The sequence below is a fragment of the Bacillus silvicola genome, from assembly GCF_050524305.1.
Lineage (GTDB): Bacteria > Bacillota > Bacilli > Bacillales > Bacillaceae_G > Bacillus_A > Bacillus_A cereus_AT.
This window is the reverse complement of the sequence record NZ_JBNGVC010000003.1, coordinates 1-19560: the sequence shown is the minus strand read 5'-3', so window position 1 is coordinate 19560 and position 19560 is coordinate 1. Positions and strand designations below refer to the sequence as shown.

The following is a 19560-nucleotide window of genomic DNA, read 5'->3' as shown; positions in this document are numbered from 1 at the left end:
CAAAGTTTTTTAATATCAAATGAGATGAGAAATTTTGCAACGGAACCAACAATCTCATCGAACAAGACCATAGACATGTAAAAAGGCGTTTTGCCAAATCCGCAGGATTTCAAAGTATTCGTCATGCTTCACGTACCTTGAAAGGTATTGAAACCGTTCCTGCTCTATATAAACGAAAACGAAGTTTGCAACAACCAAACTTCGTTTTTTCGACGTAAAACAATTACTAACGATTGCATAAAATCCATCTGCAATCATACCGACGTTTTATCTGTTAAGAAACTTTGCAACAGAACCAGCGTAATTCTATAAATAAAAACCCCCTACTCTCTATATAACGAGAGTGGGGGCTATGTATGCGATTGCCGAGTTCTTGGGATGGTGAACATCAGCAACTAAATAATATCATGAGTATTCAGAAAAAACATTGAGTAAATTTTTCTAAATCTTCTAAAAATAGTAAATTATAGCGAGATATACAAAATCGTTATTTTAATAGAAGGGGAGTTTAAAGTCTGTATGGAAAGTGAACCTTCTTACATTAGATATGCTTTGTTTATGAATATATAAAATTTACTTTCGAGAATAAGAAAAAGAGTCCTGAATCAATTGGACTCTTTTTTGTTTTATGTAAGAAGATTTTAAGTTTTTGCTTGATGACATGTTGTGCTGATTGCTCCAACAACAAAACTGAACCTTTTTATTAAAAAGGGATACTGTTCAAGAAGTCAGCCTGACTAAATTTATATAAAACGTATCTATTAGCAGCTTGATTTTACCATATGATTTCATGAGGGGATTTTATGTTTGCTTTTTTATCTCGTTTTATGAACATCAGAACTAATATCCTTTTTTTCTTTCTTTATCTTATCTGCATTTCATCTTCATCTCTGTCTACTAGACTATATACTTGTAAGATGTATTTAAAAAATAGACTCATAAAAAGGAGGTATCTACTTATGAAAATAAACAAAATTCGATCATATATTTGGAATGTATTTTCTGATCACAGCCGTCAACCATTAAATAAACTTCAAGATAAAACAAACAAATCTCCAATAAAATTTCGGAAATTGATGCAAAAGGATACAAGTATAGCACTTCTTTTTCTTCTACCAAGTGCAATTGGTTTTTCAATTTTTTATCTGATTCCATTTGTAATGGGAATGATCTATTCGTTAATGGATGGCACAACTGATGGTTCTTTTGTCGGTTTAGCCAATTATAAAGAACTGCTGGGCAGTTCTTCTTTTCTCAAAGCAGCAACGAATACGTTTTGGTTTACCGCAGTGAGTGTACCGCTCTTAATCATTATCTCCTTATTACTGGCACTTTGTTTGAATCAAAATATATATATTCAAAATTGGTTAAGAAGCGCGTTTGTATTACCCCTTGTCGTTCCTGTGGCTTCTATTGTCATGCTCTGGCAAATTTTATTCGATTGGAATGGCACGTTTAACGTATGGATGCACAACATGGAGTTTGAACGAATTGATTGGATGAAATCAAATTGGGCAATTGTTGTCTTGTCAATCGTATATCTATGGAAAAATATCGGATACAATATTATTTTATTTTTAGCAGCTTTACAGAATATCCCCAAAGAATATTATGAAACTGCAAAAATTGAAGGTGCAGGTCGTATACATACATTTTTAAATATTACACTCATTTATTTAACACCAACAATGTTTTTTGTCATATTAATGTCGATTATCAATTCGTTTAAAGTCTTTCGGGAAACATACCTGATTGCAGGAAGTTATCCACATGACAGTTTGTACATGATGCAGCATTATATGAACAATATGTTCGTGTCGCTCGATATTCAAAAGTTGACAGCGGCTGCCACGTTGATGGTGGGGGTTATTTCTATCATTGTATTCGTATTGTTTGCAATAGAACGTCGTTTTCGAAAGTTTATGAATTAGGTGGGAAGAGCAGATGAAAAAAGAAAATGTGTTTCGTAAATGGATGTTAACCCTATTTTTGACGATATTAGCGATCATGATGCTGTTTCCAATCGTATTTACGTTGACCAATTCATTTATGACTGAGCATGAGATTGGATACAATTATGATTCTATTGGAAAAGTGGAAAAGGATACATCGTTTATTAACTTGAAATTAATCCCAGATTTAGTGTCATTTGAACAGTATGGAACAGTATTAGTGAAAAATCCGACATTTTTAAAAATGTTTTGGAACTCAGCATTCATGGTTGTGCCAATAATAGTAGGTCAAGTAATCGTTGCAGCGTTTGCAGCCTATGTCTTTGCTAAGATTCAATTTCGAGGAAGGGACAAGTTGTTTATCGTTTATCTGTTGACAATGCTCATGCCATTTCAGGTTACGTTAGTACCGAATTATATCATGGCGAATAAACTGGGAATCTTGAATAGTATAGCGTCTATTATTCTTCCAGGAATCTTTGGAGCATTCGGTGTATTTATGCTCCGGCAGTTCATGTTGCATATTCCTGATGTGTATATAGAGGCAGCTAAGATGGATGGAGCTGGCCATATTACAATCTTTTTTAAGATTATTCTTCCTCTTATTCGTCCTGGAATTGCTGCTCTTATTGTCTTATTATTTGCAGATTATTGGAATATGGTCGAACAGCCACTTATTTTTCTAAATGATGAGGCAAAACATCCATTATCGCTTTATTTATCAAAAATTAACACAGAGGCACGAGGGGTTGGATTTTCTGCTTCTATCCTGTACATGACCCCAATGGTACTTTTATTTTTATATGCGCAGTCCTATTTTATTAAGGGAATTCAGTTATCAGGTGTGAAGGAATAATGAGGACTTACAATGTAAACTTTCCTTCGGAAAGATTTTAGGAGGGAACACAATGGATCATAGAATTGAACAAGACGTTACAAGGAAAAAACGAAATATTAAAATCATTTCCAGTGTATTTATAGGGCTTTTAATTATCCTTACACTCTTTAGCAATACGCTAGCGAATTGGAATTTGCCAAAGGTAATTACAGAGAAGCCAAAAAATAGTGAGCTTAAACAAACGTTTACAGGTAATAGCGAATTACAGCCACAGGAAGAAGCAAGGTTAAGTACAAGTAGCGTAGAGGCGAAAGTGAAGGAGGTACATGTAAAGGAAGGAGACCGTGTCAAAAAAAATCAAGTATTAGTGATATACGATAGTAAAAAGAGTGAACAAGAGATTCTTGATGAAGAAGCAACTCTTCAAATTCAAAAGTTAGCACTGAATGACGCTCAAGCAAATTATAATGAAGCCAAAAAAAATCAACAAGAAAACAAACCAAATGATCAACCAAATGGGGGGATAAGTGAGACAAGTTTACAAAGTCTCAAAACAGCTGTGGAGAGCAAAAAAATTGAGATTAGTACGCATGAAAGAAAAATTAAAAATTTAAAAGAAGAATTAGAAATGAGCAAGAAGCTGATTGCCCCTTTCGATGGAGTTGTTACAAAAATAAATGCAAAGAAAGATCAACCTTCTACGAAAGATGAAGGAGATGTAATTCTCTTTGATGAGAGTAAAGGCTTTAAAGTTGAATTACAAGTACCTGCTGATTTGGCTACGCACTTGAAGGTTGGAGAAAAGATTGATTTGAAAGGAAATGCTAAATCCTTAGAAGGTGAACTTATAGAGATTAAAAATATAGAAAGTCATGAAAATCAGAGACCGCAGGAACAAGGTAAACAGCAAGATGAACAAAAAGGTGAACCAAAAGATGAACAGCAATTTGAACAAACACCAGCAACTCCACAATCACAGAAACGTATTCTTGTAAAAGTACAAGGAGAAGAACTGAAAAAAGGGGAGCAGGTAGAAGCTACGCTGACTAAACAATTGACTAAAGGCGTGGTTATACCAAATCAGGTGATTAAGAAGGCAGGACAGAGAACATTTGTCTATACAGTAGAAGAAAAAAAAGGACCTTTAGGTAATGCCTTTTATATAGAAGAGTCTCCTATTACTATTGGTGAATCCAATGGACAAGAAACAGTAGTATTAGAAGGAGTATATGAGAAGGATCAAATTGTTTTACAGACTAGTGAACCTTTGAAAAAAGGAGAACGAGTAAAGATAAAACAGCAAAAATAAGGAGAGAATTTAAAATGAAAAAGGTTTGTATGATGCTAGTAGCAAGTCTATCAATCAGTTTCGTAGCAGCATGCGGAAATAGTGATAGCAAAGGAGAAAGAAAAACAAAAGATGGAAAAACGATAATCGAAGTGTCGACTTTAGGTGAGACTGAGTCTCTAAAACAGGCAGAGAAACTATATGAGCAAAAGAATCCTAACATTGACATCCAGATAAAAGGGGCTTTTCCGGAAAATGGATCAGATAAAAGTGGATCAACGACAGACGAGACCTCCGCAGAGAAAATAATTAGTAAGGTGAATACAGAATTTTTAGCGGGTAAAGGATCCGATGTAATCGTACTAGACGGTTTACCTGCGGACAAATATGGGAAAAAGGGCTTGCTTACAGACTTAAGTGAAATGATGGAACAGGATAAATCTTTTAATAAAAATCAATATTTCAATAAAATTTTAGAAAATTCGGAGACAAACGGAAAACTTTACGGTATTCCATTATATTTTTGGTTAAGTGGACTACTTGGAGACGATATTGCAATACAACAGTCTGGAGTAAAAGTGAATGACAAAGAGTGGACTTGGAGTGAGTTCACAAACATCGGAACAGAATTAGCAAGCAAAGGAACACATAAACATGTTATTGGAAATACTCCTCCGGAACAAATGCTACAATTTCTAGTGCAAGATCATTACGCTCAGTTAGTAGATACAGTAAGTGGAAAAGCAAAGTTCCAGTCTGATTTATTTGTACAAATGTTGGAAGACGTAAAGAAGATGTATGACGAGAAAATAGCCACTGCAGATTCTGTGAACTTAGGAGAAGCATATTTTGTCCGTCTACCAATGATTATGTCAATAGAAGACTATTTTAATACGGGAACTGTATTGGGTATAAAAGGAACAAAAGTATATCAAAAACCACATATAGCTGGACAAAAAAATGGAGTTGCTTTTACGCCGAACAAAACAGTAGGTTTAAATGCGAAATCTCCGGTCAAAAAGGAAGCATGGAATTTTCTTAAGTTTTTAATGTCTGATGAGGTCCAAAGTAAAGGGAATGCATTTCCAATTAATAGAGCTGTGTATGAACAACAAATCAAAACACTGAAGGAAAAAGGAGAACTTGAGGGTCCAGCTGGTTCTATTAACGTTACCGAGAGTGATATACAGGAATTAGAGAAAATGGTTGCTGAAATAAGCGTCCAGGGCCCACAGAATACTAAAATTGAATCCATTATTGCTGAGGAGTCCAAGTCTTACTTTAGTGGTCAAAAATCAGCTAAGGATGTAGCGGCATTGATTCAAAACCGAGTGACGACATATATAAACGAATAAGCTGTATATATTTCACGTCACGTAGTAGCAATTAATAAAAATAATTAATAAAGGGTGATTAGAATTGAAGAGGAATAAAATGATTCTGATGTTAGGTAGCGCTATACTACTAACTGGTATGGTTGCATGTAGTAACAAAGGTGATGAGAATTCGGTGAAATCTGTTGCTCAAAATACGAGTGCAGAGAAAAAAGAATCATCTGTTGAACTTTCAAAAGAAGATCAAGATAAGAGTGCAGAGAAAAAAGAATCATCTGTTGAACTTTCAAAAGAAGATCAAGATAAGAGTGCAGAGAAAAAAGAATCATCTGTTGAACTTTCAAAAGAAGATCAAGATAAGAGTGCAGAGAACAAGGAATCATCAGTTGAGGAAACCAAACTCTCTATAGAAGATACACTTTCAAAAGAAGATCAAGAAATTGTTGAAGGATTGTTTAACTCGGTCCCTAAACTAAAAACTTTCTTTCAATTAGAAGAAAAATACTCAAAGTCATTAACAGTGAAAGTTATAAAGCCAAATTCAACAAATAAAAATGAGGAAGGATACTATGATGTGACGTTTGAAGGAACTATGTTAGAACAATGGAAGTTTTATGTGAATCCAGATAGTAAAGAGGTTTTATTTAAAGAACTGTCTACTGGAAGAAGTAAGGATTATACTCTTGAAGAGTTCAACACTTATGTAAAGGAAATTGATGAAAAGAAAATTGATGATTTCCACAAAATGTTAGAGATGAAGTACGGAAATCCTAAAACTCAATAAACTATGGCATATATGGTGACAACAAGGATATTGTTTCATAGAAACTCATGACAAATAAGAGAAACTGCACAAAATTGAACGACAGTTTCTCTTATTCTACTTCTTGAGCCTAAGGAACCTTTTCGATTTCCTATATCTGTCTCATAGCTTGAAATATATACTGGCTCTTAAAAATCTAACCGATAGAGTTTCTCAAGTAATATTGTACGTTTGAGGTTCAACATGTATACAAAAATTTGGAGGTTATAGCTTTAAAAATTCAGAGAAAACAAAAATGATAAAAATATATATAGTTTTTGTATTAGAGGAGGTAAAAACATGACAGAGGTAGTATTAAAAAATATTTATAAAATATATGATAATAATATAATGGCCGTGAATGACTTTAACCTTCATATTCAAGATAAAGAATTTATAGTGTTTGTTGGTCCTTCTGGATGTGGTAAGTCAACTACTTTACGTATGATTGCTGGATTAGAGGACATTTCACAAGGAGATTTATACATTGACGAAAAATATGTGAATGATTTATCACCAAAGGATCGTGACATCGCAATGGTTTTCCAAAATTATGCTCTCTATCCACATATGACCGTGTATGATAATATGGCATTTGGTTTGAAAATTCGTAAGTTACCAAAAGATGAAATTGAGCGTCGTGTTCACAACGCAGCAAAAATTCTTGGATTAGAAGAACTTTTAAAACGGAAACCAAACGCGTTATCTGGCGGTCAGAGACAACGTGTTGCTTTAGGACGTGCGATTGTACGTGATGCAAGAGTATTTTTAATGGATGAACCACTATCAAATCTCGATGCAAAGCTACGTGTTACCATGCGCTCTGAAATTTCAAAACTGCATCATCGCTTACAAACAACCACGATTTATGTTACGCATGACCAAACAGAGGCAATGACAATGGCAACGCGCCTTGTGGTTATGAAAGACGGACGGATACAACAAGTTGGTACGCCAAAAGAAGTATATGAATATCCTGAAAACGTATTTGTTGGTAGTTTTATTGGTTCACCAGCCATGAATTTCTTTACAGGGAAAGTGGAAAATGGAAAATTTATTTTAGGCCATATCAAACTAAGTATTCCAGAAAGAGGATTAGAAGCACTACGTGAAAAAGGTTATGAAAATAAAAACATAATTCTTGGTATTCGCCCAGAACATATAAATGATAGTCCAAGTATGTTAAAAACATTGCCTGATAATATTATAAATATAAAAATTGAAGTGGCAGAATTACTTGGAGCCGAATCAATGATTTATGCTACGTTACAGAATCAATCCTTTATTGCACGTTTGGATACACGTAATGATTATCAAACAGGCGAAGCTATGCAACTTGTATTTAATATGAACAAAGTACATTTCTTTGATGCTGAAACAAAACTACGTATTAAATAAAATAGTATTTTTTCGTACCAGAATCCACTATATCACTTCGGAAATTTTGTGCATTTAGACATAAATAAACCAATTCTCTTTATATTTAGGAGAAGGTAAAGAAATTATCAAAATAAATTTAAAAAAGTGTAGAACCTCATTTCTACACTTTTTTCTGTAAATAGAAATAAAACAATACACCATCAACTGTATTATATACACCATACTCCGCCCCATGAAGTTCTAAAATGTTTTTTGAAATGGCAAGCCCAAGCCCCGTTCCACCTTGTGAGCGTTGACGAGCTGTATCAACTCGGTAAAAACGATCCCAAATTTTATCTAATTGATCTTCTTCGATATGGGCACCTTTATTTTCGATACAAACTTTTATGCGACTTGGCTCATCTATTGTAGAAATAATAATGTCCTCTTTTTCTGGCGTATAACGAATAGCATTCGTGATAAAGTTGGTGATTACTTGTTCCATACGATTTTGATTTCCAATGACCTTAATTGCAGAAAGATGTGTGTGAACATGTAATTGCTTTTTTGTTATTTTCAAAGATAATTGTTCACATATATGCTGAATGACCTTGTCAATATAAAAAACATCCATCTGCATTTTATACGTACCAGATTCAAATTTTGCTAACTCAAGCATATCCACAATCAACATATCCATCTTATCTACTTCTTTTTCCATTGCCTTAAAGTAATACTCTTTCTTATGACTCGCAACACCATCTTTTAAAATAGAAATACAACTTTTCATAATACTTAGAGGTGTCTTTAACTCATGTGATACTCCTGAAATAAATTCTTTTCTTGTATGTTCTAATTGCTTTTCTTTCTCTATGTCTCGGTGTAATTTCTCAATATGTGAATGTAATGTATTTGAAAGTACATTAATATTTTGAGATAAATCACCAATTTCATCTTTTGTCACGACTGGAACCCTTTCCGTGAAATCTAAGTTTGCAATTTTCTTGGTTGTCTTGTTTATTTGTAATAAGGGCCGTGCAATCTTTTTTGAATAGTAAAAAGAAGCTAGAAAAATAAGAAGCAACACAAACATAATAATATAGACATAATACTCTTTTATCATTTGTACAGCTTCATCAACTGGCTGCAATGAAGTCATTGAAAAAATATATGTTATTGTACCGCTCTTATCCTTTATCGGCTTTATTATGAGCTTATATTTTATATCATTCTGCTCATAATTGATTTCTTGTAATGAATTATAGTTAATATTTTGTTCATTTAGTAATAAGTCTGCCTGAAACTCTTGTATTCTTTCCATGAATAAGTTGTTTGAATAAACAAAATTCGATTGTTCATTCCCACCCGTAAGTTGAACTTTTGTAATTTCCCCTTCTAGATATTTTTGAGGTACTTGTTCATCAAGTTCTTTTTTATGTTCAAATTTATGTTTTTCAAAGTACTCTTTAGAACTATATTTACTTTTAAGTTTTTCTCCAAGTTCATTTATTTTTTTATCTAATGTCGTATTTACCAAATTTGGAGTTGCTGTTTTAAAGAATACAGAATAAGGAATGAACGTAGCATTTTTTTTATACCCGCCAAAGTAACTGTTTCTCCTACAGGGAATGTTTCATTTGAAATATTCCTCGAATGATCGTTCGCAACCTTAAAATTATACAGTGGTATGGTAATTGTAGCATTTGCGAATTGAGTTTCTTTATTTTTAGACTGATCTAATTTTACTTCTATATAAAAATCATTTACATGCTTTAAATTCCCATTACTATCTAATGTTGTAATCCATGTATTATGTTCTCGATAGAAATCTTGTTCTAACTTTTGAATGGCTTGTGAATTTCCGCCGCTATTTAAATAATTTGTTTCAAAAGATTTCATGTTTGTTTTGGTATCATTCACTTTTTTATTGGCATAAAATTGCTTGAAGAATATGGTTTGTCCAACAAAAATGGTTGCTAAGATCGACATACACAACACTGTGGTTAACATAAATAATTTTAATACAATACCTGTTTTCATACTTTATCCTCCAATTTACAACTGGCTCGAACGATGGCTATAACACTCTTAGATTTACCCGCAAAGTATTATACATTCATCGACAAATAAATTCATAGACCCATTTTTTGTAATTAATTGTATGCCCATAATGCATATACTTTGATTTAGTATTAGGTATGTAATACTTCAAATTCCGTATGAGTAAAGTTAATGTCTTTTCCTTCTATTATGGCTATAGATAATAGGAGGTGTACATGAATACCTATACAAGATAATATATAATTGAATAATTTTTTTAAACAATCCGACTATGGAATAGTTGTTTCGTACTTGCTAGTAAAAATAGAGGTAATATAAGGTTTTGTTGCATCCCTAACTAATACCGAGTAACGTATTAGCTTCGTCAAAGCGAGCTGTCAATATAATGATAGGAATATTTGAAATATTACAGATTCATTGGTAAACAGATCAACTGTCTGTTTCTGGTAACATGATAGTAAAAATAACTAAATGAACTTCGTTTTCTTCATATAAGGACAATGCTTCTTTTTCATCTATCGCTTCTAATACTTCATAACTTGAATTTAGTTAAAATGACTAGCGAGCACAAAAGCCAAATCGTTCTTGATAAACAAGAGCGATTTGGCTTTTGTGTTTAAATTATAAAAAATTCTTAAAGAAATATACTTTGCTTTTAACAATCGGTTTATTTTTGAACTTCTTTAATTTTAATATTTGCTTGCTTATAAAAGGATAATTTCTTCTGGTTATACTCATTCGTGTATTTATTAAACCTATCCTTATTTGAAAGAATTTGTTCATAAGACTGATTGACCATTTTTACTTTCTCATTAATTGATTTTAGTTTTTCATCTTTTGCTTGTAGCATTTTGTACAGTTCTTCTTCTAATTGTAATGATTTTTTATAGCTATCATACAATTTTTTGAAAGAATCAGCGCGATTTCTATACATATCTTGAACTTCTTCTGCCTGTTCTTGTAACCTCTTATCTGCTAATTTCTTTATATAGTTATCAACAGACTTCACTTCTTTTTGTGCATTGTCTAAGGCGGTTTTTTCTTTCTCTAATATTTTTTCACGGTCATGTATATTTGTTATAGCTTGATCTAACTTTTCTTTCACTACTTGATTATTTTCTTTTCCTTCAATTGTAATTTTCGTATATAACTCTTGTCCGTTCTTTTCTAATTCCGCTAATTTTTTTGTAGCTTCAAACATTGTCTTTTCTTGTTTTGCAGCACTTTCAAATGCTACATACAAATTTGCTTCTGGTTTTTGTCCTAAACAGCCTGACAACAAGGTTACAGATAGGGCTGTCATAAGTGCTAGTTTTCTATATATCAACTGCAATTCCTCCTACTTAGATACGATCATCTTTCCAAAAATTTAATGGGAAATGAGAGGCTTCATCATACACTTCAAATTCATAACCTTTATTACGAAGGTCATCAATAATTCTTTGTAATGCCTGCACTGTCTGTGATTTTTCATGCATTAAAATTACTTCGCGATTTTCACTAACCTGAGAAATCGTTTTTTGAACAACAGCATCTGGATTTCCTGGAAATTTCCAATCTAAAGAATCTATTGTCCAATCCCACTCTTTCATGCCGACATTTACCATTTTATCTCGTAATGCCTGTGTAAGCCCGGGCATACTTCCATATGGACAACGAACAAGATTTGGATGAATTCCAGTTACTTCTTTCATGATATTTTGCGCTTGTTGCATTTCTTCCACAAATTCGCCTTGGGTATACAGCTTTTTAAAACTGTGTGTCATACTGTGAACACCTGGATAATGCCCTTCATTTACTAAGCGTTTTACACTTTCTTTATGAGCTGGGATATTTCCGCCAATCATAAAGAAAGTTCCTTTTATATTATTACTCTTTAAAATATCTAAGATTTCTTTTTGAAATTGACTTGGTCCATCATCAAATGTTAAATATGCTACTTTACGAACCTGACCATTATATTTATCTGGTGCTGTTTTTCTTATTTCTACTTTTATTTGCTCACTTGCCAGTTGAACAGCATTTTCTTGGTTCATTACCCCTTTTGCAGGTGATGTAAAGAATTGAAACATAAATATCCCTAGTGTGATACAAGCGACTATTGATATAATCACCGTTATTTTTAATCCTTTTGTAAACATTCTTGTATGTCCTTTCTAGTAACCTTTAGTTATATATTTTTTACTGAATAAATTTATTCAGTAAAATTGGAATTTGTAATTATATACTGAATTTTATTTTTGGTTTAATAGTCTAATTTAACTAGACTACTATTTTTTAAAGTATTCTATAACACCATTAACAATTCCAGAGGCTACATCTGCTTGGAATTGTTGTGAATTCATTCGTTGCTCATCTTCTGGATTTGTAATATAACCTAGCTCAAGTAAAATGGATGGTTTTTGATTTTCACGTAATACATAGTAATCACCAGATTTTACACCTCTGTTTTTTGCCTGTATCTGTTTGAATAAATGTTCATGTATTGTTTTCGCTAATGCTTGTTCCTTTACTCCCTTGTAATAGTAGGTCGTTACTCCTTTTACATCATTAGTTGTGAAACCATCATAATGAATACTAAGAAAGAGATCTGCTGATTTATTTTGATTAATAGCTACGCGATTTTTTAATGATACAAACGTATCATCTTCACGCGTTAAAATTACAGTCATTCCTTTTTCCTCAAGTTTTTTTTGAATGTTTTTAGCCGTTTTGAGAGTTATATCTTTTTCTCTAGTTCCATTTGGTCCAATAGATCCAGGATCATTTCCTCCATGTCCTGGATCTATTACTATAACTTTTTTCGATACTGTATCTTCATACATTGTTCCTTTGACTTTTGGACTCAATAAAAAATAAACTGATGTAATACCTATAAAAATCAGTATAGGAAATATAATCATTTTTTTGTTCATAAAAAAATCCCCCTCTGGTAAGGGCTCAGCCGAGAAATATACTACCTCGATCGAACCATTGGTTTAACTTGATTCTGTTAATATATTTACAATTAATAGACTTTGTTAAAGCAAAAATAATATTGTGAGTTTTATAAAACTCCTAAAAATGTAAATGTATCCGGTAAATTGATAAAATTCTTTTTCCTTAATCGTCTATAAATTTTTTAATACCTTCTAAATATACTTATATAATAAAAGATACATGTAAAGATTAAATGCAGATAACATGCATTTTTTTAAAGGCTGTTATCTATAAAAGGGGGAACAATAGATATCCATCAATTTAAGAGTTTTATAATGCCTCCAAAACAAAAAAATGTACATTTTCACCTGAAGATGTACATTTTTTTGTTTTGGAATATTGGGGTTCAGCCGAGATACGTATAAAAATGAATCATAGACTGGCTTTCATTTTCATTATGTGATTCATTTATCTTTTATACAGGGGTATTCTCTTCTATTGGTTGTGGAATGTTTTGTAAATCAATCACATGATTGCCAAAACGTTTTAGATGTTCCGTTATATACGGGCTTAACATTACCCGATCTTCTCGTGAGAATCGATAAGGTTCTGTTGCAAAGTTTAAAAATCGTTCGAATTTATGAATATTTATTCCACATTAGTGCATGTTATTAGTATTTTTCAGGGCATCAAAACTTTGCAACAGAACCCTCTATTAATCCAATAAATCAAACATATCTAATAAGAAGAAAACTGTTATCATTGCAATGATGTATATAAAAATTTTAGAAATAAAATGAATCTTAATACCTAATTTATCTGGAAGAAACAATATTAACAAACTTAAAAGTGTACGACCTATAGCTAAATGTACTTGTGACAAAAGATTATTATTCATTTTTAGTTCTACATATTTTTTAGTGTAATCGAATAAAGTGTTATATATTATTATTATAATAAAATAAATAACAAATACTTTTAAATTTTTCCATGTATTCTTTTTCAAATTATAAACCTTCCTCTAATCCTTCAATTTATATGTCAAATCAAACACATTATTATAGGTATATAAATGATTGGATTGTAAAATAATTAGCAGCAACAGAACCAGTTATTAGTTAGAAAGTTTACGAACAAAGACTATCTGATTTCAGATGAAAGACCCCAGTAACAGAAGTGCCCATTATGTTAATCGGTTTTTTCCTAGATATTCTTTTAAATCTTTTATTAATTGTCTCACTTCCTTGGGATGTACTTTGATTTTCCCATTTGCCAATGAAATATTATGTCTCGATATTTTTCCAGTTATGGCACAAGCTCCTCTATACCGTTGTAGAATAAGCATTGCATCTATTACAATAAATTCTATAGGGGCTGTTTCTTCTTTCATGCCAATAATGTTCCTTAGTTTGGGGATACCTATACGTCCTTTCTTGTCTGCATGTAGAATAATGCCTGTGAACTTCATAGATTCCTCCTGTTTTATGGTTCTGTTGCAAAGTTTGAAAAAGGTATGTATAGGCCGATACATTAGGGATAGAAATTAAGCAATCATCATTAATTGTTGTAATTCCTGGTATGCCGAGAAGACGAAGTCTGGAATCAGGCTCCATCTTTTCAACGTACAAAGACTTACAAATATTAGTAGCAGTTGCTTAAATCCTACCTCTAATCTAAAATATTCCCTATATTTTGTTCAACTTTGCAACAGATCCAGCCAAATACCATATTTTAAAATACTTCTTTTATGGATTTTGTATGCTGATATTGGTGGAAAACTTCTTCTATTGATGAAAATGCAGTTTCTTTTGGAATGATGAACTTTAGTTTTTGAGCATTTTGTAACGTAAATAAAATTGTTCCATTGTCATTAAAAACTGTATGGAAAGTTCCTTGTTTATTTAATAGTATCTCTTTAATTATTTTTGTTGTAATTGAAAAATTATTCTTAATTTGTAATAGTTCATGTACATCCCCAGTATGGATTTTTACATCTATTTCAGTTTCTAAGTTTAATTGTTTTTTTTCAATTTTTCTGAACCAAAACAATAACAATAACTCTAGAATACCAGGTAACTGTTTTTTATAAGCATGTCGACTATGAAACTGTCCACCAATTTTTATAAAATATATACAGTCGTCTGTAACAAAAACCTTATAGTAAATGTCTCCCTTAAGCATTCTAGGTTTTAAAAGATAAAAGCTGTTAATCATAACTTCCCACACCTTTATTTAAATTTACCAACTCCCTATAATAGGTGATTTGGTTCTGTTGCAAAGTTTTAATGCCCTAAAAAATACGAATTAACATGTAATAATCTAGAATAAATGTTCAATAATATATGATAAATTGTATGTTAAATTCATAAATCTGAATGGTTTTTAAACTTTGCACCAGAACCAATCTGGATCTATTGATAAGAATACAACGTGATCAGGATTGTAGTAACGTGTTATCAGGTAATACATCCCGATTTCTTTATGGTACATGTATCCTGAATATCCAAATGGATTGTCTGTCGCAATCTCTTTCGCGTCACTCTTTAAAACGTTATCCCATGCACCAGAACCCCTTGCAGGTTATGTCCTTAAATACATAAAAAGACCTGTATACAATACAAATCTTTTTTTCTTTGAACCTACTTTTTCCTATAATACGAAGATTCCACACACTCTGCTAAGCGCTCGATTTCCTGCATATATAAACCTCGTGACATCCATCCTGTTAACTTATATATAATATTATAAAAGAGATTTCTAGGTTCATAATCGACGATAACTGTAAGTAATGTACCGCCCTCAACTTCTTCTAACATATAGGTTGAAAACGAATAACCTTGTTTCATCTCGCCACCAACTGAAACAATATAAGGTGCATCGTGTTCTAATAATTCCACTTCATGTTCATATATTTTCTTTCCAATTTTTTGCACAGTTACATACCTATCCCCTATACGAGGATTTGTTTTATCTACATTTGACGGGTAACGGTTTTCGACTATTAATGTACTCCATTCTTTTATTTTTTCATCGCTATCCACATAATCAAATACCAAGTCAATCGGTGCGTAAATTACTATTTCTAAGGAAAAACTCATCCAACTTCTCCTCTCAAATACCCTACTCATGCCTATTTAGGTAGCAACTAAATCATTTTTGTCCTATTTGCACCAGAATCTCTTATTATGTAGTTATACAACCATATTATATATAACATAGCTTACTTTTAAGTCACGTACCCATGCGTATGTTAGTTGTAGGGTGTGAAATAAAACAGAGGAAAGGAAGATAATTTGGATGAGGTTCTATCAATCTAGTGATATATAAAGGGCATTTATATAGAACTCACAACTATTTCTTTTGTAAAACGAAAAGGAGTTTTGTATCACTTGTATTGGTATGGTAACCACATAGTATGAAACAACCGTATATTCACTTTCCTTAAGATTTTGGGGAAACTTAGTGAAAAAGTGTACGGATGTTGACACGTTACAATCCATTTTATCTTCCATTTCCTTTATTCTGTTTCATTAAAAAATAGGAGCATCTGTTCACTCCTACTAAATAAACTAAGGAATGAAAATAAAAAAAACAAGATAGAATTTACATTTGGAAACATTTACATTTGTAATTATGAAAATTTTTCTACAATTTTCTACAAATTATTTACAAACCATTTCAATATCCCTTATATTAAAGGTGACTATATACAAATACTACACAATGTGTACAAATTACTTGATAAAACATACACGTAGCGAAGGATTAAAAAGGATTATATTTACTTCTCTTTTAAAGAATAAAAAAGAAGGTAGTGCTCACGAATTCTAACTTTATCAGAAATCTTATACAAGTTATCATTTTCAATACTTATAAATAGGAAGAAACTCGTTTCAAATTAAAATACATCTTCAAAATAAAGGCTCTGTTACAAAGTTTTATAAGTCGGGATAAATACTCGAATAAATAAGGATTGATAATCTCAGATGAGGGAGTTTAAAGGAAAATAATTAAAGAGTGTAGTGTTATTTATATTGTACAATTAATAAAGATTAGTACACGTTAGATATTCAACTTCGAGATGCACGCTTTGCTGTACAATCACACATTTAAATAATTTTATCATTTTAGCCAAGAAGACTCCTTCCTCAAGGAACGCGAAGCGAGTAGGTGGGAGATGAATTGATTTCGGACAAGGGATGGCAGGAAGCCATCTTAATTGTTCGACATACATAAATTGTTACTTCACTACCTAACGAATATATGTTCGTTGTATAATAGATACATACCGAAATGGAGGTGAAATGAATGATGATTAATAAAGCATATAAATTTCATATCTATCCAAATAAAGCACAAGCAACCCTAATCAATAAAACGATTGGTTGTTCGCGTTTTGTATTCAATCACTTTCTATCTCTATGGGATAACGCATACAAAGGGACAGGGAAAGGTTTGACATATGGTACATGCTCTGGCAAACTTCCTGCCAGGAAGAAAAAGTTTGTTTGGCTAAAAGAAGTAGATAGTATTGCGATTCAGTCGTCGGTTCGCAACCTTGCGGATGCGTATACACGCTTTTTCAAAAAACAAACAGTGTCCCGCGTTTTAAATCTAAGAAAAACAACGTACAATCTTACACCACAAAACAAACAAATGAAAACATTGCCGTTGTAGGAAACTAAATGAAATTGCCAAAACTAGGTCTTGTTCGATTTGCCAAAAGTCGTGAAGTAAAGGGACGTATTTTAAATGCTACGGTTAGACAGAATTCTTCTGGCAGATACTTTGTGTCATTGTTAGTTGAAACAGAAGTGCAAGAACTTCCGAAAACAAATTCTTACATTGGAATGGATGTGGGACTAAAAGATTTCGCCATTTTGTCAGATGGAACACCCTATGAAAATCCGAAGTTTTTTCGATCGTTAGAAGAGAAGTTGGCAAAAGCGCAGCGTGTTCTTTCTAGAAGAATGAAAGGATCTTCTTGCTGGAATAAACAACGAGTAAAAGTAGCTAGAATTCATGAATACATGACGAATGCTAGAAAAGATTACTTGGACAAAGTCTCAACTGAAATCATCAAAAACCACTATGTTATTGGTATAGAGGATTTGCAAGTATCTAATATGTTAAAGAATCATAAGTTAGCAAAAGCGATTAGTGAGGTATCATGGTCACAGTTTCGAACCATGTTGGAATATAAAGCAAAATGGTATGGCAAACAAGTCATTGTCGTATCAAAAACATTTGCTTCCAGCCAATTATGTTCTTATTGTGGATATCAAAACAAAGACGTTAAAAATCTGAACCTACGTAAATGGGACTGCCCTTCTTGTCGTACACACCATGATAGGGATATTAACGCAAGTATCAATCTAAAGAATGAAGCGATAAGGCTTCTAACCGCAAGGACTGTGGAGCTAGCCTAATAAATTAGAGTTCGATAGAACTCTTTACTTAGGAATCCCCCACTTCTAAACGAAGTGAAAGTGGGGGTAGTTCAAAGAACAGGACCATTGGCATTGAAGCCATTCGCTCTATATATAAACAAAACCGAAATCTAAATTCAGATTTCGGTTTTTCGATGTACGATGAAATTGATTTATATTGGATACAAACGAAATTTATATGCTTTATTATGTTTTGTAATAACATTTCACCTTACTTTTCACATTGATTTTCAATATACTTCTTAACCAAAACATCTTTTTTCAAAGTTTCTTTTTTACTTGTGGAAAATCTCTTTTGATGAGTCGAGAACTTGCACTTTTATAAGCATTAATGAATTTTTTCATTTCTGTATTAGGGGGTTCCTTGAATAAAATATGAACATGGTCTACATCGTGATTCCATTCAACTAATGTGATGTTATAGTTTTAAGATAGTCGAACAAAGATGTCTTTTGTATAGTATGACATATCATCATCAAAAACATTTTTTCTGTATTTCACAACCAACAAAAGGTGATAATACAACAAGAACACTGGATGGTTATTGCTATCTAATTTCATTTATATACCAATCATTATACTTTATAAGACTGATCATATGAGGGGCAAAATAAAAAGAAAAACTATTTTGCTACGCCAAACCGGAATTCATTACCTATCTACCGTAGTGCTACAACTTGCACAGGCTTTAGAAGAAAAAATTCGGAAAATTCGGTGAAGTTTAAAGGGAATACTTACCTATTTATTTTTCTTTATTTTCTAAAAAATAATGCTATAATGAAAAAAACTAATTTTCGACATTTTTCGTCAAAAAAGTACAAAGGAGAGTTCTCAATGAAAAAATCATTAACCTTTAAGGAAACAGTACCTATTGGATTTATGCTTTTTGCAATATTTTTTGGCGCAGGTAATATGATATTCCCTCCACTATTAGGATATTCATCTGGAACAAATGTATGGATATCTATTTTAGGATTTCTAGTGAGCGGTATCGGTCTCCCCCTATTAGCTATCGCTGCTATTTCCCTTTTTGGTGGAAATGTTGGTACTCTTGCTAGCAGGATTCACCCAACATGTGGCGTTATTATCCCCCTTATCATTTATTTAGCAATCGGCCCTTTTTTCGCTATTCCTCGTACAGGAACTGTTTCATATGAAATGGCGATTGCCCCTTTCTTAAGTGCAACAATGCAAGATAACTGGTATATATTACTCCTATATACATTTGTTTATTTTAGCATTACATTTTATTTATCTTTAAATCCATCTAAATTAGTAGATAGAATTGGGAAATATTTAACTCCTCTATTATTGAGTATGATTGGTATTATTATTATTAAAGCAATTTCTTCACCGATTGGTTCAGTTTCCAACCCCACTGATTTATATCAGAAGGCTCCTTTTTTTAAAGGGTTTACTGAAGGATTTTTAACAATGGATGCTCTTGCAGCTCTCGTATTTGGAGTTATCGTGATTAACGCAATAAAAGAAAAAGGCGTTACAAATGAAAAAGCAATTGCTAAATCTACTATAATGGCGGGAATTATTGCTGCAATT

The 19560-nt window shown here is 32.3% G+C and carries 14 protein-coding genes and 5 pseudogenes; 9 read left to right on the top strand and 10 right to left on the bottom strand.

Annotation, left to right across the window (positions count from 1 at the left end):
- Window positions 1-47: 47 nt before the first annotated feature.
- The 7 genes and pseudogenes from ACP6L7_RS09105 to ACP6L7_RS09075 all read left to right on the top strand — a co-directional run.
- Window positions 48-218 (top strand): annotated as a pseudogene (locus tag ACP6L7_RS09105) (DDE-type integrase/transposase/recombinase); the annotation flags it as partial.
- Window positions 219-959: 741 nt separating this feature from the next.
- Complete coding sequence (locus ACP6L7_RS09100) at window positions 960-1931, top strand: carbohydrate ABC transporter permease (protein ID WP_430529039.1); 972 nt, start codon at window positions 960-962, stop codon at window positions 1929-1931.
- Window positions 1932-1944: 13 nt separating this feature from the next.
- Window positions 1945-2808: a carbohydrate ABC transporter permease gene (locus tag ACP6L7_RS09095; protein WP_430529038.1), complete on the top strand. Its 864-nt coding sequence runs from the start codon at window positions 1945-1947 to the stop codon at window positions 2806-2808.
- Window positions 2809-2860: 52 nt separating this feature from the next.
- Window positions 2861-4099, top strand: a complete 1239-nt coding sequence (locus ACP6L7_RS09090; RefSeq protein ID WP_430529037.1) for an efflux RND transporter periplasmic adaptor subunit — start codon at window positions 2861-2863, stop codon at window positions 4097-4099.
- Window positions 4100-4113: 14 nt separating this feature from the next.
- Window positions 4114-5433: an ABC transporter substrate-binding protein gene (locus ACP6L7_RS09085; protein WP_430529036.1), complete on the top strand. Its 1320-nt coding sequence runs from the start codon at window positions 4114-4116 to the stop codon at window positions 5431-5433.
- 79 nt (window positions 5434-5512) lie between these two features.
- Window positions 5513-6196 (top strand): hypothetical protein, encoded by a 684-nt coding sequence (locus ACP6L7_RS09080; protein ID WP_430529035.1) that lies wholly within the window; start codon window positions 5513-5515, stop codon window positions 6194-6196.
- A gap of 318 nt (window positions 6197-6514) precedes the next feature.
- Window positions 6515-7612, top strand: coding sequence for an ABC transporter ATP-binding protein (locus ACP6L7_RS09075; RefSeq protein ID WP_430529034.1), 1098 nt, complete (start codon window positions 6515-6517; stop codon window positions 7610-7612).
- 142 nt (window positions 7613-7754) lie between these two features.
- On the opposite strand, the pseudogene ACP6L7_RS09070 reads toward ACP6L7_RS09075, so the two are convergent.
- The 9 genes and pseudogenes from ACP6L7_RS09070 to ACP6L7_RS09030 all read right to left on the bottom strand — a co-directional run bounded on the left by ACP6L7_RS09070 (window position 7755) and on the right by ACP6L7_RS09030 (window position 15651).
- Window positions 7755-9613: pseudogene (locus ACP6L7_RS09070) on the bottom strand (sensor histidine kinase).
- Between the two features lie 688 nt (window positions 9614-10301).
- A complete protein-coding gene (locus ACP6L7_RS09065; protein ID WP_149214146.1) occupies window positions 10302-10937 on the bottom strand; it encodes a YkyA family protein in 636 nt (211 codons plus the stop codon).
- A gap of 40 nt (window positions 10938-10977) precedes the next feature.
- A complete protein-coding gene (locus ACP6L7_RS09060; RefSeq protein WP_430529033.1) occupies window positions 10978-11775 on the bottom strand; it encodes a peptidoglycan-N-acetylglucosamine deacetylase in 798 nt (265 codons plus the stop codon).
- A gap of 129 nt (window positions 11776-11904) precedes the next feature.
- The gene (locus ACP6L7_RS09055) at window positions 11905-12549 is read right to left on the bottom strand and encodes an N-acetylmuramoyl-L-alanine amidase family protein (protein WP_430529032.1); all 645 of its coding nucleotides are present in this window, start codon (window positions 12547-12549) and stop codon (window positions 11905-11907) included.
- Window positions 12550-13268: 719 nt separating this feature from the next.
- Window positions 13269-13559, bottom strand: coding sequence for a hypothetical protein (locus ACP6L7_RS09050; RefSeq protein WP_430529031.1), 291 nt, complete (start codon window positions 13557-13559; stop codon window positions 13269-13271).
- A 177-nt stretch (window positions 13560-13736) separates the two neighbouring features.
- The gene (locus ACP6L7_RS09045) at window positions 13737-14021 is read right to left on the bottom strand and encodes an AbrB family transcriptional regulator (RefSeq protein ID WP_430529030.1); all 285 of its coding nucleotides are present in this window, start codon (window positions 14019-14021) and stop codon (window positions 13737-13739) included.
- Between the two features lie 263 nt (window positions 14022-14284).
- Window positions 14285-14767: a hypothetical protein gene (locus ACP6L7_RS09040; RefSeq protein ID WP_430529029.1), complete on the bottom strand. Its 483-nt coding sequence runs from the start codon at window positions 14765-14767 to the stop codon at window positions 14285-14287.
- A 168-nt stretch (window positions 14768-14935) separates the two neighbouring features.
- Window positions 14936-15094 (bottom strand): annotated as a pseudogene (locus tag ACP6L7_RS09035) (RHS repeat-associated core domain-containing protein); the annotation flags it as partial.
- A gap of 98 nt (window positions 15095-15192) precedes the next feature.
- Window positions 15193-15651: an SRPBCC family protein gene (locus tag ACP6L7_RS09030; RefSeq protein ID WP_430529028.1), complete on the bottom strand. Its 459-nt coding sequence runs from the start codon at window positions 15649-15651 to the stop codon at window positions 15193-15195.
- Window positions 15652-16861: 1210 nt separating this feature from the next.
- Here ACP6L7_RS09030 and tnpB point away from each other — a divergent pair.
- Window positions 16862-17982, top strand: a pseudogene (gene tnpB / locus ACP6L7_RS09025) (IS200/IS605 family element RNA-guided endonuclease TnpB).
- A 285-nt stretch (window positions 17983-18267) separates the two neighbouring features.
- Here tnpB and tnpA read toward each other — a convergent pair.
- Window positions 18268-18564, bottom strand: a pseudogene (gene tnpA / locus ACP6L7_RS09020) (IS200/IS605 family transposase); the annotation flags it as partial.
- A gap of 273 nt (window positions 18565-18837) precedes the next feature.
- On the opposite strand from tnpA, the gene brnQ reads away from it, so the two are divergent.
- Window positions 18838-19560: branched-chain amino acid transport system II carrier protein (brnQ, locus tag ACP6L7_RS09015; RefSeq protein ID WP_430529027.1), on the top strand; the 723-nt coding region annotated here is incomplete at its 3' end.